Source organism: Thermoflexus sp., from assembly GCF_040289485.1.
Classification (GTDB): Bacteria; Chloroflexota; Anaerolineae; order Thermoflexales; family Thermoflexaceae; genus Thermoflexus.
The window spans coordinates 9604-23452 of sequence record NZ_PSLG01000016.1; the positions used below are offsets into that span (position 1 = coordinate 9604).

Annotated in this window: 9 protein-coding genes and 1 pseudogene; 7 read left to right on the forward strand and 3 right to left on the reverse strand. The window is 71.1% G+C overall.

Going from position 1 to position 13849, the window contains the following annotated elements:
* The 3 genes and pseudogenes from C4313_RS04415 to C4313_RS04425 all read right to left on the reverse strand — a co-directional run.
* Positions 1 to 730, reverse strand: a pseudogene (locus C4313_RS04415) (hypothetical protein); the annotation flags it as partial.
* Positions 727 to 2817: a hypothetical protein gene (locus C4313_RS04420; protein WP_352428663.1), complete on the reverse strand. Its 2091-nt coding sequence runs from the start codon at positions 2815 to 2817 to the stop codon at positions 727 to 729. The gene C4313_RS04420 and the pseudogene C4313_RS04415, both read right to left, overlap by 4 nt.
* The gene (locus tag C4313_RS04425) at positions 2814 to 5507 is read right to left on the reverse strand and encodes a 6-pyruvoyl-tetrahydropterin synthase-related protein (protein ID WP_352428664.1); all 2694 of its coding nucleotides are present in this window, start codon (positions 5505 to 5507) and stop codon (positions 2814 to 2816) included. The genes C4313_RS04420 and C4313_RS04425 overlap by 4 nt, the downstream gene beginning before the upstream one ends.
* Before the next feature lie 188 nt (positions 5508 to 5695).
* Here C4313_RS04425 and C4313_RS04430 point away from each other — a divergent pair, with 188 nt between their 5' ends.
* From C4313_RS04430 to C4313_RS04460, 7 genes are all read left to right on the forward strand, one after another.
* Positions 5696 to 7954: a DUF2142 domain-containing protein gene (locus C4313_RS04430; RefSeq protein WP_352428665.1), complete on the forward strand. Its 2259-nt coding sequence runs from the start codon at positions 5696 to 5698 to the stop codon at positions 7952 to 7954.
* Positions 7955 to 8065: 111 nt separating this feature from the next.
* Complete coding sequence (locus C4313_RS04435) at positions 8066 to 8671, forward strand: nucleotide exchange factor GrpE (RefSeq protein ID WP_352428666.1); 606 nt, start codon at positions 8066 to 8068, stop codon at positions 8669 to 8671.
* Positions 8672 to 8726: 55 nt separating this feature from the next.
* On the forward strand, positions 8727 to 9851 hold the full coding sequence (gene dnaJ, locus C4313_RS04440) for a molecular chaperone DnaJ (protein WP_352428667.1): 1125 nt from the start codon (positions 8727 to 8729) through the stop codon (positions 9849 to 9851).
* Positions 9852 to 9888: 37 nt separating this feature from the next.
* On the forward strand, positions 9889 to 10800 hold the full coding sequence (gene prmA, locus C4313_RS04445) for a 50S ribosomal protein L11 methyltransferase (protein ID WP_352428668.1): 912 nt from the start codon (positions 9889 to 9891) through the stop codon (positions 10798 to 10800).
* Entirely contained in the window at positions 10770 to 11441 is a 672-nt protein-coding gene (locus tag C4313_RS04450; RefSeq protein ID WP_352428669.1) for a class I SAM-dependent methyltransferase, read from the forward strand. Before prmA ends, C4313_RS04450 begins: the two co-directional genes overlap by 31 nt.
* A 4-nt stretch (positions 11442 to 11445) precedes the next feature.
* The gene (locus tag C4313_RS04455) at positions 11446 to 11832 is read left to right on the forward strand and encodes a hypothetical protein (RefSeq protein WP_352428670.1); all 387 of its coding nucleotides are present in this window, start codon (positions 11446 to 11448) and stop codon (positions 11830 to 11832) included.
* A 51-nt stretch (positions 11833 to 11883) separates the two neighbouring features.
* Positions 11884 to 13524, forward strand: coding sequence for a thiamine pyrophosphate-binding protein (locus tag C4313_RS04460; protein ID WP_352428671.1), 1641 nt, complete (start codon positions 11884 to 11886; stop codon positions 13522 to 13524).
* Positions 13525 to 13849: the final 325 nt, after the last annotated feature.

Sequence of the window (13849 nt, forward strand, 5' to 3'; positions counted from 1 at the left end):
GCAGGTCAGCGGGCTGGAAGCCCGGCGCGGGAGGCTCCCCCCGGGGCAGCCACCGATACAGGGCGGCGTAGAGCCCGCCGGCCGCCAGGTAAGGCGCCCAGTCCCAGCGGCGCTGGCCGGCCAGCCCTGCTGCCAACGCCAGGATGCCCCCCAGCAGGACGGCCGTCTCGTGGTTCAGCAGCGCCAGCAAGAACAGGAGGGCGAGGGCCATGGGGCGGGCGAAGGCCGGCCGCGATGGCCGGAGGTAGATCCAGACCGCGAGGAGGAAAAAGGCGGTCTGCCAGACGTGCAGGGAGAAGGCCGGGACCAGCAGGGCCTGGGGGTGAAAGGGGTGCAGGCCGAAGAGGAGGCCGGCGGCGAGGGCGGCCGGCCGGAGACCGGGAATCTGCCGCGCCACGCGGAACAGCAGGGCGACGTTGAGCAGGTGGGCGGCCAGGCTCAGAAAGTGGAAAGCCGGCGCCTCGTAGCGCCCGAAAAGGGCCCGGATCCCCCACGGCCAGAGAAGGACCAGCGGGCGGTAATACCCGTATCCGGGCAGCGGGCGGAGCAGGTCCAGAGGGGAACGGCCCTCGATCAGAGCGAGGTGGAGCAGGTCGTCGTAGAACAGCGGGAAAAAGAGCGCCGGGGCATACAGCGCCCACGGCGGCAGGAAGAGCGCCCAGGCCCGACCCACCCGGCGAGGGCCTTTCCCCATTCGCGCCACCGGTTGCGCCGCGGAAAGCCGCTTCATGGCGAGGCCGGGACCTCCAGGAACGAAGTGGGAAGGGGATCGCCGCCGGTGAAGGCCGGCAACGGCGTCCCGGAGGCCCACCGGTAAACCCCCAGCCGGATCCGCCGGATCTCTCCCCAGCGTTCGGGAGGGTTGGGGAAGAAGCGGACCTCCTGGATCTCCGCGCCGACGGGCCAGCAGCCGAACCCGACGAACCCGGAGCCGGGGGGCGGCCCGTCCTGCTGGGCGACGACCTGTCCCTCCCGGTCCAGGAAGTGCACCGCCGCCGAAAGGTCCCTCCCTCCGGGGCCCAGGACCGCCCAGCGCAAAAAGAGGCGGGGCGGATCGGCCTTCACCTGGTATCCCCGGAGGGCCAGGGTCTGGCCAAACCGGACGTCCAGCGGGATCCATTCGGCTGCCGGGAGGGCGGTCAGCGCCTTCGGATAGGTGGCGATCTCCAGGGCCAGGTGGCGCTCGTCCTCGTAAAGGGGATGCAGGAAAGGCCACCGGACGATCTCGCACCGGCGGTCCCGGTAATGCTCCATGTCCACGATGGCCATGCGCACCCCGATCCGCCCCAGTTCGGCCAGGGTTCTGGCGGCCTCCTCGGTGGGGAAGGCAGCGACCTTCCGGCCGATGATCTGGGTGAGCGGCGGGGTGAGGCCGCTGTAGCCGTTCACCAGGCGCTTGCCGTGGAAGAGGGTGCCATACATCCGCCAGGCCTCCGGATACTCGGGGTCGGGCAAGACGTGCATCGGCAACGCGATGATGGCGAAGTCCCCCGGCTGACTGGCCAGCCAGCGGTAAACCGAGGGGAGATCCGGCAGGAACCCCAGGGGGGGCAGTTGGAAGAACCCCTCCACCAGGGCACCCAAAGCGAGGAGGGCCAGGACGGCCGCCCGGGCCGGGGAGCGGGAGATCCGGCCCAGGAGCGCGGCGGCCCCCAGGCCGGCCAGGCCGGTCAGACCCCACACGGCCAGGGCGAACCATCGCGCCGGAACCCGCATCCAGCGCAGGTCCTCCAGGCGCTCCAGCGCCCACCCATAGGGGGTCGGCAGCGCGTATGGCCCGATCTCCAAGACCGGCCCGAGGGCCAGGCCGACGCCCAACAGGACGGCCAGCGCCATGGTCAAGGCGGCGGGGCGCGCTGCCCCCCTGAGGCGCCGGAAAGCCAGGAGGCCGATGAGGGCCATGGCCGTCGTCAGGATCCCGGGGAAAAGGTAATGTTCCGGGGTGATGCCCGGCCGGGCGCGGAACGGCGCCGTCAGCCGCCCGGACCACGGCAGAAGGGGGGACGCCGCCAGGAAGTCCGTCGGGCGGGCCGAGAAATAGCGGATCACCTCAGAGGTACGGAACGAGAGGGTGAGCGCCCGGATCTCTCGGTAAGGCGGCAGGAGGGCCGCGGCGGCCAGGCCTAGGGCCGCGCCGATCCGCAGCAGCCCTGGGAGGGCTCGAGGGTTCCGCGGGCCGAGCCCGAGGGCCAGCACCAGGTAGAGGCCCAGGAGGATCCCCGCGAAGGCCGCGATGTGCCAACTGGTCCAGAGGGCCATCAGGGCGGCGAGCAGCAGCGCCCCCTCGCGGCGGGGCGAGGGGCGGCGGAGGTGGTCGAGGGCTGCCAGGACGGTGAGCGGCAGCCAGGCGGTGGCGAGCAGGTGCAGATGTAGGTGATGGGCGGCCCGGTAGGGCGCGAGGGCGTAAAGCAGCCCGGCCAGGAAGGCGGCGTCGAGCCGCCCCGTCAGCCGCCGGACCAGATGATACATCCCCATAGCCGAGGACCAGAAGGCGAACAGCAGGGCGACGTTGTAGGCCAGGATCGGGTTCCCTGTTCCCAACTGGATGGGGGCGGCGATCAGGCTCAAGCCCAGCAGGTGCTCGGAGAAGGCCAGGGTGTTCGCATACGGGAAAAAGGGCGGCGCCTGGAACAGGCGGCGGGGGTCCCGCAGGAGGGCCTGGAGGTCCCATGCCATGATCCAGGCGTTGAGCAACGGATCCGAGAGATCGGTGAGGGCGCGGCCCATCGGCGGGATGAGGGGAGCGAAGACCGCCAGCTCCACCGCCAGATAGGCAGCGGCGACGACCCCGTGGCGCGCCAACCGTCGGCCCTTCATGGCCGCACCTCGACGGCCAAGGGGAGCGTCCACGCCCGCCGGCCCTCGGCTTCCAGGTGGCGCATCTCCGGCCACCGATACCATCCAACCTGCAATGTGTAGCGCCCACCGGGGAGATCCCCGGGGAGGGAAAGGGTCACCCGCTGGGGGATCACAGCGCCCGGCGGCCATTCCACGGTCGGATACGCTCCCTGGTAGGGCCACCCATCCCACTGGGCCCACAGGCGCCCATCGGGGCCGATCAGGTGCACGAAGCTCGTGTAGGGCTCGGGGAGGGGTTTCTCGGCCCTCCAGTAGAGCCAGAGGGTGAGGGATCCCCCAGGCCGGGCTGGGGGGTCCGCCCGATACCCGACCAGGTGCAGCATCCCACCGAAGGCCACGGGGGGTTCCAGCCGGCGGTAGTTCCACACCCCGGGGCGCAGCACCCAGACCGGGAACAGGAAATGATCCGGCCGATCGCTCCCCTGGGGGGGCAGCGGGCGGTCCGGATGTCCCTGGGCGTAAAGCCCGAGGCGGAGCGCGTAAGGGCCCTCCGGAAGGTGGGGGGGCAGGCGCAGGCGATGGAGATCCAGATAGTAAACGTCCGGGCGCCAGGCGTCCGTCGGCATCTCCCCAGGGTGCATATGGTCGCTTTGGGCCCAGGCCTTCCCGCTGGCCCGGTCCAGCAGGTGGACGAAGGCGCTCCATTGTTCGCGCATGGGCCGCAGGGCGCGCCAGTACAGGTAGACCTGGAGGGTCTCGCCGGGGGAGGGGATCTCCGGCTCTAGGCGGTAGCCGATCAGTTCGATGGCGTCCCCGAAGCGCAGGCCCAGGGGATGGGTCATCCCCAGGGGGGCCTCCACCGAGGTGCGGATGCGGAACAGGGTGGTCTGCGAGTCCACATACAGGACCTTCAGGGCCAGGAGCCCGGCGAGGACCAGGGAGAGCCCCAGGGCCTCGCGGACAGGGATGGCCTCCGGGGGTAGGGGGGCTCGGTGTCGGGCCCGCTGGAGCCAGCGCCGCAGCAGCGCCGCGGCCCATGCCGCCCATGCCGCCACGGAGAGGCCGTCGAAGAATCTTCGAAGGGGCGTCTCCGTCCACCAGAGGGAGAGGGTGTAAGCGCCGGCGGGGAGATCCACCTGCAGCCATCCGGTCGGCGTGGCGGTCCAGGGTCGTGTCTGGCCATCCACCCGGACCTCCCATCCCGGGTAGGCGAACAGGAGGAAGCGGGCGGTGAAGGGCCGGTCGCTGGTCACCTCATAGCGCGCGCCCAGGGGATGCAGCGTCACTGGGCGCACCGTCGTCCCGGCCGGCAGGCTGGAGCGGTCCAGGCGGTCCGCCACCCCGCCGCGGGCGCAATCGGGCCACAGCGGTTGCTCCGGCACCCCGCCCGCCGTCTTGGGGAGCAGTTCCCCCACGCTGGTCAACCCAATCAGGCGGCTGCGCGTCTCGAACGCGACCAGATCGCACACGGTGGCCGAGTGCATCGGGGTGAAGGTGCCGTATGGATAAAGCAGGGGGGCGGACCCGATCAGCAAAGCCATTAGAGCGGCGATCTGCCAGGGCGTCCGCGCCGGCGGGCGGAGCCCTTGGGCTGGCAGCCCGACGAGCAAAGACAGGGGCAGCGACGCCAGGCCCAGCCAGCGCCACGGGAACTCAGCGAAGGCCAGCAGGGGCACGCGCTCCCAGAGGGGGCGGGAGGCCGGTTGCATCATGAAGAACGCGAAGGCCAACCCCGCCGCGGCAAGGGCGGCGGGACGCCGCAGGGCAGGCCGCCGGAGGGCCATCAGCCCCGCGGGGAGGACCCAAAGCCCCTGGTGCAGGCCGACCGTCAGGACCTCGGGCGCGTTCCCCCGGGCCTGGTCGTGCAGCGGGACCGGCTCGGTGAGGCGTTGCAGGGAGAGGAAGTGCCGGCGGAAGTCGAAGTGGCCGGCCAGCAGGCGCTCCAGATGCACCAGCGGCCGCTCCATCAGGGCCGGGCCCCAGAAGAAGGCCGCCATGGCCATCCCCAGCCCCGCTGCGAGGAGCGCCGTCGGCAGGTGCCGCCGGCTTTCCCGGGAGAGGGCGAGGAGGGCCAGGCCGTAGCCGGCCAGCAAGAGGGTGCTCAGCATCGCGGTGATGTTGTGGGCGAGGATCAGCAGTGCGTAACTGAAGGAAAAGGCCAGCCGGCTGGAGGGTCGGCCGTCCGCGAGGAGGCGGTGCAGGGCCCAGAAGACCCAGGGTGCGAAGGCCTGCGCGGCCAGCTGCGGGTAATCCCCCTGCCAGTAGGCCTCGCGGAGGCGGAAGGGGGCCAGCATATAGGCGAAGGCGGCCAGCAGCGCCGCCGGCCCGTCCAGCCACTGTCGGGCCAGCCGATACATCCCGAGCCCTCCGATGAAGAACAAGAGAGCCAGGTGGAGTTTCGTCGCCTGTTCCGGATCAAGGCCCAGGAGGACCAGCCCCGCGGTGGCCCAGGGGAAGTAAGGAGCGTTGAAGAGGAAGAGGGGATAGCCGTAGCCTAGGGCCAGATCGGGGGCCCAGCGGGCGTAGGGCACCCCCCAGCGCAGCAGATGCGCCGCCTCCACCACGCGGTAGACATGGAGGAGGCCATCGTGGGTGGGCGGGAACCCGTCCTGCCGCATGGGGGAGCCGATCAGCAAAGTGAGGAGGATCAGCGGCAGGGCGACAGGTCCATAGGCGCGCCCCGCCTGCGCGACCGCCTCCGGCTTCATCACGGTTCCTCGACAGGCATTCTTGGCATGGGATGTCCGCTCGCGGCGCCGGCGGTGGGCCTCCTCCGCCGGGCGGCCCGGGCCCATCGGCCCCCTGCGGGAGCGGGTGGGATCCAAGGGCTGGACGGATCGCCCTATAATCCTATGCGTCTGGATCGGAGCCGGCAAGGCGCTGGCTGGGAGATCGGATGGGCGCTGCGCCGATGCGGGTTGGAAGCCGATGGGCGACACGCCGCTGGATCGTTCTGGCCCTCTATGGCCTCCTGGCGGGCTTCTACAGCCTGACGGTCCCCCTGTTCGAGGCTCCCGACGAGTTCGCCCACATGGCCTATGGGCGCCATCTGGCCCGCAGGCAGGGCCTGCCGGTGGTCCGACCCGGAAGCGATGCCCCCTGGCAGCAGGAAGGGGTTCAGCCGCCCCTTTACTACGCGGGGTTGGCCGTCCTGGCGCGGCTGATCGGGTGGATCCCGGAGGACCTGGAGGCCTTCTACCGGCTCCATCCGCTGGCCAGTGACGACCCTGGGCGGGAGGCCGGGCGGAACCGGGTGTTCCACGGGGAGGAAGCTGTCTTCCCGGCCAGCCCTACCCTCCGTCTCTTGTATCTCTGGCGCGGTCTTTCGGTGCTCCTCGGCGCAGGGGTGGTGGGGGCCGCGATGGCGGGGGCCCGCCGGATGTTCCGGCGCCCGGCCCTTGCCTTCGAGGTGGGGCTGTTCATCGCGACCCTCCCTGGCTTTCTGTTCATCAGCGCCGTCGTGAACAACGACGCGATGGTGAACGCCACCGCTGCCCTCGTCCTGTTGCTCCTCATCTGGATCGGTCGGGAGGGGCTCTCGACAGGGCGCGCGGCGGCCCTCGGCGTCGCCCTGGGCCTCGCCGCCCTGAGCAAACTGAGCGGCCTGCTCCTGGTGCCGCCGGCAGCGGCCCTGGTGGTGATCCTCGGCTGGCGCCGACGTCGGTTCCGTAAAGGGCTGGTGGCCCTGGCGGCCATGCTGGGCACGGGCCTGGCCTGCAGCGGTTGGTGGTTCTACCGGAACCTTCTCCTTTACGGCACGCCGTTTCCGATGCCCTTGCTGGGCATCCATCCCGGATCCCTTGGGGATCCGTTGCGGACGCTGGCGGCCCTCTCGACGCCCTGGGAGAAAGACCCCTGGGGGGCTCTGGGCGCGCTGCTGCGGTCCTTCTGGGGCGCCTTCGGCTGGGCGTCCCATCTGCCCATGCCGTCGTGGGTCTACGGGGTGCTGACGGCGTGGGCGGCGCTGGCCCTCCTCGGGCTGGCCAGGGTGGCCCGGCGGGCCCTCCGCGCGCCCCTCGGGCCGGATCTCGTCCTGGGCGGCATCTTGTTCGGCTATGTCCTTCTGGTGGGGCTGGGCATGGCCCGCTGGGTCTCCGTCCAGGGACGGCATCTGTATCCGGCCCTGATCCCCATCGCCTTGGGGCTGTGGGCCGGCTGGCGCCACTGGACCCAACGTTTGCCCCCGGCCCTGCGCCGGGCGGGAGTCCGCCGCTGGCCCTTGGGGTTCATGCTCCTCCTCTCCGGGCTGGCCCCGGGCCTCTGGATCCGGCCGGTTTATCAGGTGCCGACGTATACCGAGGCGGAAGTCGCGCGGGCGGGCCCGCCGATGGCGGCCCGTTTCGGCGACGGGTTCCGACTCCTCGGCTTCACGCTCTCCTCGGCCCGGATCGCCCCGGGCGACCGCCTGGAGGTCACCCTCTACTTCGAAGCCCTGCATCCGGGCTCTGCGGATTGGAACCTGTTCGTGCACCTGACCGAGGCGGGGGAGCCCGCGCGCATCTGGCGTCAGGAGGATCGCTATCCGGGCCGCGGGCTGCTCCACCCGGGGCAGATGCAGACGGGGCAGCGTTGGAAGGAAACGGTGCGGTTGCCGGCGCCGGAGGGGCTCGACCGACCCCATGTCCTCTGGGTGGTGGTGGGCTTCTACGATCGGGCCGCGTGGAGGCGCGGGGAGGGGCGGCGCCTCCCGGTGGCGGGCGCCTACGGAGAGGCCTTGGCCGATGCGCTTCCCCTCGCCGCCGTCCTGGCGGCCCCCGAGCGCCGGTGGCGGCCGCATCCGGCCTCGTGTGTCTTCGGCGGCCAGATCGCCCTGGACGGGTTCTGGCTGGAGCCCACCGCCGCGGGGCTGGAGGTCCTCCTGCTCTGGCGGGCCCTGCGTCCGCCGGATCGCGATTATGTGGTTTTCACCCATCTGCTGGATCCCTCCGGGCGGCTGGTCGGGCAGCACGACCGGCCACCCCTTCCTCCGACCTCCCGCTGGCGGCCCGGGGGGATCTATCCGGCGGTTTATCAGATCCCGCTCCCGAGCGGACGGGAGGCGGGCCCCTATACCCTCCGGGTCGGCTTGTATCGGCCCGACACCGGCGAGCGCCTGCCCGGCCCCGACGAAGGGGGGGCGTGTGGGGTGACTTCCTGGGACGGGGGCCGGCGATAACGTCCGATGGCATGTCCCGGCGCGGCCGGTATAAAATTAAACCGATGCCCGGGGGCGTCGCCCTCGGGGCTGGAACGGCGAGGCGGAGACCTTCCAGGAGGAGGTGCGCCGGTGGAAGCGCATGGGATCCCGCCCCAGGAGACGCAGACGGTGGAAGGAGCCGCCCCGACCCTTCCGGAGGCCCCCGCTGTGGGGGCGGAGGCCTCTTTGGCCGAACAAGTGGAGGCCCTCAAAAAGGCGCTGGAGGAAGCCCAGGCCCAGGCTCAGGAATATCTGGAGGGATGGCAGCGGGAGCGGGCGGCCTTCGCCAACTACCGGAAGCGGGTAGAGGCGGAGCGGGCCCAGTTTGCCGCCGAAGCCACCGCCCTCCTCATCCGCAAACTGCTGCCCATCCTCGACGACTTTGAGCGGGCCCTCCAGACGCTGCCGGACAACCTGCGCCATCTGACCTGGGTGGAGGGGATCGCCCTGATCTACCGGAAACTCATGCTGATCCTGGAAGGGGAGGGGGTGCAGCCCATCCCGGTCCAGCCGGGCGATCCCTTCGACCCGATGCTCCACGAGGCGGTCCTCTACGAGCCGGCGGAGGGCTTCGAAGAGGGTCAGATCGTCGAGGAACTGCAGCGGGGCTACAAACTGGGCGACCGGGTGCTGCGCCCCACCCTGGTGAAGGTGGCCCGCAAGGCCGAGCCCGCCTCCACCGCCCCCGCCGAGTGAAGGGGCCGCGGGCCGGCTCCCGGCACCGGAAGCGCGCGCTCCGAAAAGAGGAGCCATGGCGGCTGCCCGCAAGGACTATTACGAGATCCTCGGCGTCCCACGCAACGCCACGCTGGAGGAGATCAAGCAGGCCTACCGGCGGCTGGCCCGCCAATATCATCCAGATGTAAACAAGTCACCCGACGCCGAGGAGAAGTTCAAGGAGATCAACGAGGCCTACGCCGTCCTCTCCGATGCGGAGAAGCGGCGGCTCTACGATATGTATGGCCACGCCGGCCTGGAGAGCCGGGGGGTCCGCCCGGAGCCGGCGGATTTCACCGACCTTTTCGCCGACCTCTTCGAGGATCTCTTCGGCTTCGGGACGCGGGCCCGGGCCCGCCCCGCGCCCCGTCGGGGCGCTGATCTCCAGGCCGAGGTGACCTTGACGTTCGAAGAGGCCGCCCTGGGGGCCGAGAAGGACGTTGAGGTGGTCCGCCACGAGCTGTGCCCCCGATGTCGCGGCGTGGGGGCCGAGCCCGGGTCGGGGCCCGTCCGATGTCCCACCTGCAGCGGCCTGGGGGAGGTGCGTCGCGTCAGCCAGTCCTTCCTGGGCTCCTTTGTCCAGGTGACCACCTGCCCGACCTGTCGGGGCGTGGGTGAGGTGATCACCGCCGTTTGTCGGGAGTGCGGGGGGGAGGGCCGGGTGCTCACCCGGCGCCGGTTGGCGGTGCGGATCCCCCCTGGGGTGGACGACGGGATGCAGATCCGTCTCCCTGGAGAGGGCGAGCCCGGGGAGAACGGCGGCCCCCCTGGCCACCTTTACGTGCAGGTCAAGGTCCAGCCCCACCCCTACTTCCGCCGTCACGGGGATGACCTCATCGTCCCGGTGGTTCTCAACGTGGCCCAGGCCGCCCTCGGCGGCCGCATCCGGGTGCCGACCCTCGAGGGGGAGGAGGAGGTGGAGATCCCCCCGGGCACCCAGCCGGGCCACGTGATCCGCTTGCGGGGGCGGGGCATCCCGCACCTGCGTCGGAACGGGCGCGGGGATCTGCTCATCGTGGTCCAGGTGGAGATCCCCATCCGCCTGACCGCGGAGCAACGTCGGCTGTTCCAGGAACTGGCGCGAACCCTGTCGCCCGGCGGCTTGCCGAAAGACGGCAAAGGGCTCCTGGAGCGGCTGAAGGACCTCCTGGGCGGGTGAGCCGCCCCGCCCTCCATTTGGGACGGCGGGGGATCGGATGCGGTGGCTGGAGATCTCGGTGCAGGTGCCGACCGAACTGGCAGATCCCATCGCCGAAGTGCTCTCCCGCTACGTGCCCCACGGCATCGCCTTCGACTACGGCCCTCCCCCGGCCGTCGAAACGGACTGGGAACGCCCACCGCCTCCCCCACCGGTCCTCACCGTGCGGGCCTATCTGCCCATGACGGAAGGCTGGGAGGCCGCCCGCCACCGGATCGAGGAGGGCTTCTGGCATCTCCGGCAGATCCTCCCCTTCCCCCCTCCCGAGTTCCGGGTGATCGACGAGACGGCGTGGGAGGAGGCGTGGAAAGCCCACTACGATGTGCTGCGGGTGGGCTCCTTTGTGATCAAGCCCAGTTGGCGGGAGGCCGCGCTGCGACCGGGGGAGCTCCTCATCGAACTGGATCCGGGGATGGCCTTCGGGACGGGAACCCACCCCACCACCCGCCTGTGCCTCCAGGCCCTGGCGGAGTGGCTGGAGCCGGGGTCGCGGATCCTGGATCTGGGGACCGGCTCAGGGATCCTGGCCATCGCCGCGGCCCGCAAGGGGGCGGCGGTGGTCTGGGCGCTGGACATCGATCCGGTGGCCGTGCGGGTGGCCCAGGAGAACGTCCGGCGCAACGGCGTGGCCGATCGCGTCCACGTCCGGGAGGGCTCCCTGGAGGCGGCCCGGGCCCTGGGGGAGCCCTTCGATGGGATCCTGGCCAACATCCTGGCCCCAGTGATCGTCCGGCTCTGCGCCGAGGGCCTGGGCGATCGGGTCCGGCCGGGGGGCTGGGTGGTGGCCTCGGGGTTCTTCGCCGGCGAGCAGGAGGAGGCGGTGGGGCAGGCCATGGCGGCCGCCGGCCTGCGGGTGCGCGCCCGCTGGGAGGAGGACGGATGGGTGGCCCTGGGGGCGCGCAAGGAATGAAAGGGCCCGCCCGCTGGGTCCGCCGGAGGCTGCAGCGCTTCTTCCAGTGGCTCTATGAGGAAGGGGCATGGGCCTACGATGGGGTGGCGGCCTTGGCCTCCGCAGGGCGATGGGTCCACTGGGTGGAACAGGCGCTGTTGGTTCTGGAGGGGCCGCGGGTGCTGGAGATCGGCCACGGGCCGGGGCATCTGCTGCGGGCGATGGCGCGGGCGGGGTGGCACCCCGTCGGGCTCGATCGCTCCGCGGCCATGGGCCGCCGCGCCCGCCGCCGGGCCGGCCCCAGCGTCCCGTTGGTCCGGGGGGAGGCCCAGCGCTTGCCCTTCCGGGACCGGGGGTTTGACACCGTGGTGGCCACTTTTCCCGCCCCTTTCATTCTCGAGGCCGACACCTGGGCGGAGGTGGCGCGGGTCCTGCGGCCGGGCGGGCGCTTCGTGGTCCTGCTGGGTGCACGCCCAGCGCCGGCCTGCCCGTGGCGGTTGCTGTATCGCCTCGCCGGCCTCGGGCCCCTCGGGGCAGACCTGTGGGTTTATCTGCAGCAGCAGGGGGCGGCGGTCGGGGTTGCCGTGCGGCCGTGGCACGTGCATGATGGACGGTGGCGGCTGGAGGGATGGATCGGGATCCGAGAAGCCCGGGAGGGATGAGACGATGGGGATCTCCATGGCGTTCTACCGACCCGTCGGGGAGGATCTCTACGAGTATATCCCAAGCATCGCCCTGCACACCAGCCGGCTCTGGGACTTCCTGCGCTGGTATGGCGATGTCCGGTATGAGAGCGCCCACCGGATCCTGCCGATGGTCCCGGATCAAACCCTCTGGAGGGAGGGGGAATGGGAGGATATAGAGGAGGAGGATGGCCGCTGGCGGATGCGGGTGCGGGGGGAGGTGGCGGAGGACATGCGGAGGTGGGTAGAGCAGCATGAGGAGATCCTCGCCGCCCTGGAGGCCCATCCCCCACCCCCGGATCTGGCGGATCTGGTTCAGGCCATCATCGAGCGGATGCGCATGGGCGGAATCCCAGTGGTCTCGTGGTGATCCGGACGCCGGGGCCCTTTCGGATCGGATCCCACGGGCGGAGGTGAAGCGATGGCCGATGTCCACGGGGGGCGGTTGGTGGCCAAGGCCCTTAAGGCGGCGGGGGTGGAGGTGATCTTCACCCTGTGCGGCGGCCATATCCTCCCCATCTATGACGGATGTCTGGATGAGGGGATCCGCATCATCGACGTGCGGCACGAGCAGGCGGCGGTGCACGCCGCGGACGCGTGGGCGCGCCTGACGGGGCGTCCCGGGGTGGCAGTGGTGACCGCCGGGCCGGGGGTCACCGACAGCGTCACCGGCGTGGCCAACGCCTTCCGGGCCAACAGCCCGGTGCTGGTGATCGGCGGGCAGGGCCCCTTCGCCCAGTTGGGCCGCGGGTCCCTCCAGGAGATGGACCACGTGGCTGTGATGCGGCCGATCACCAAGTGGGCGGGGGCAGTCTATGAGACGGAGCGCATCCCGGAGTTCATCGCCGTCGCCCTCCGCCACGCTCTGAGCGGGCGGCCGGGGCCGGTTTTCCTGGAGATCCCCATCGACGTGCTGTTCCGTTTCGTGGACGAGCGCCAGGTGGCCTTCCCGCGCTTCGCACCGGTGCCGCGCCCCGGGCCATCGAAGGCAGCGCTGGAGCAGGCAGCCGCGCTGCTGGCCGCGGCGGAACGGCCGGTGGTGATGGCCGGGAGCGCCGTCCGCTGGTGCAACGCCTACACCGCCCTGGCCCGATTTGTGGAGGCTCTGGACCTGCCCCTGTTCACCAACGGGATGGCGCGGGGGACGCTGCCCCCGGACGCCCCCCAGTTCTTCCAGCACGCCCGGCGCAAGGCCTTCGCGACGACGGACCTGCTCATCCTGGTGGGCGGGGAGTTCGACTTCCGGCTCCGGTTCGGCCAGGAGATCGCGCCGGAGGCCCGGGTCATCCACCTCGATCTGGAGCCGACCGTCATCGGGCACAACCGGCCGGTGGATCTAGGCATGGTGGGGGACATCGGGCTGATCCTGGAGGAATGGCGGGAGGCGATGGCCGCCCGCCATCCGGGCCGCCGCTGGACAGCCTGGCGGGAGGCGTTGCGGGCCATCGAGGAGGGGGAGGCGGCCCTCTGGGCCCAGGGGCGGGATTCCCCGGAGGTCCCCATCCATCCGCTGCGGCTCTGTCACGAACTGGCCCGCTTCATCGACGAGCGGACCATCGTCATTGGCGACGGCGGGGATATCGTGGCGGCAGCCTCTCGCATCCTGCCCGTCTACCGGCCCGAGCTGTGGATGGATCCGGGGCCCTTCGGCTGCCTGGGGATCGGGTTGCCCTTCGCCATCGCGGCGCAACTCGCCCACCCGGACAAACGGGTGTTGGTCCTGTTCGGCGATGGGGCCTTCGGGTTCAACGGCTTCGAGTTCGACACGGCGGTGCGCTTCGGCCTGCCCATCATGAGCGTGGTGGCCAACGACGCCGCCTGGAGCCAGATCCGCCGTCCGCAGATCGAGATGTTGGGGGAGGCCCGGGCGGTGGCCACCGCCTTGGCGCCGACCCGATACGACCGGGTGGTGGAAGCCTTCGGGGGCTATGGGGAACAGGTGGAGCGCCCCGAGGAGATCCGGCCCGCGCTGGAGCGCATGGCGGCCGCCGGCAAGCCGGCCTGCTTGAACGTCCGCACCCAGCCCCTCCCGGCAAGCATCCTCTCGGCGCGGTATTTCTGAGGGCGGCGGCAGGGAGGCACCGCGGCCGTCCCCGCCGCCGTTCTCTTGGGGTTGACAACAGCTGACATTTTTATTATCAGCCATTTCAGCCACGAAGCTTTCCGACGGGGCGCGCCCGCACGGAATCCACCCCCTCACCGCCTGGCGGTGGGTTCGAGGTGGGCCAGCGCCCCGTTCCCACAGCCGGTGGACGGCTCGCGGGTTTTCTGCCATCATGCAGATAGAGCCGGTGAAAACCCAGCCGGCTCCGGGCTGGCCACCCCAAACGGCCCTACCGGGAGTTCCCCGGGAAGGGACGCCTGTGGAGATCCCGAGATGGGGTCGA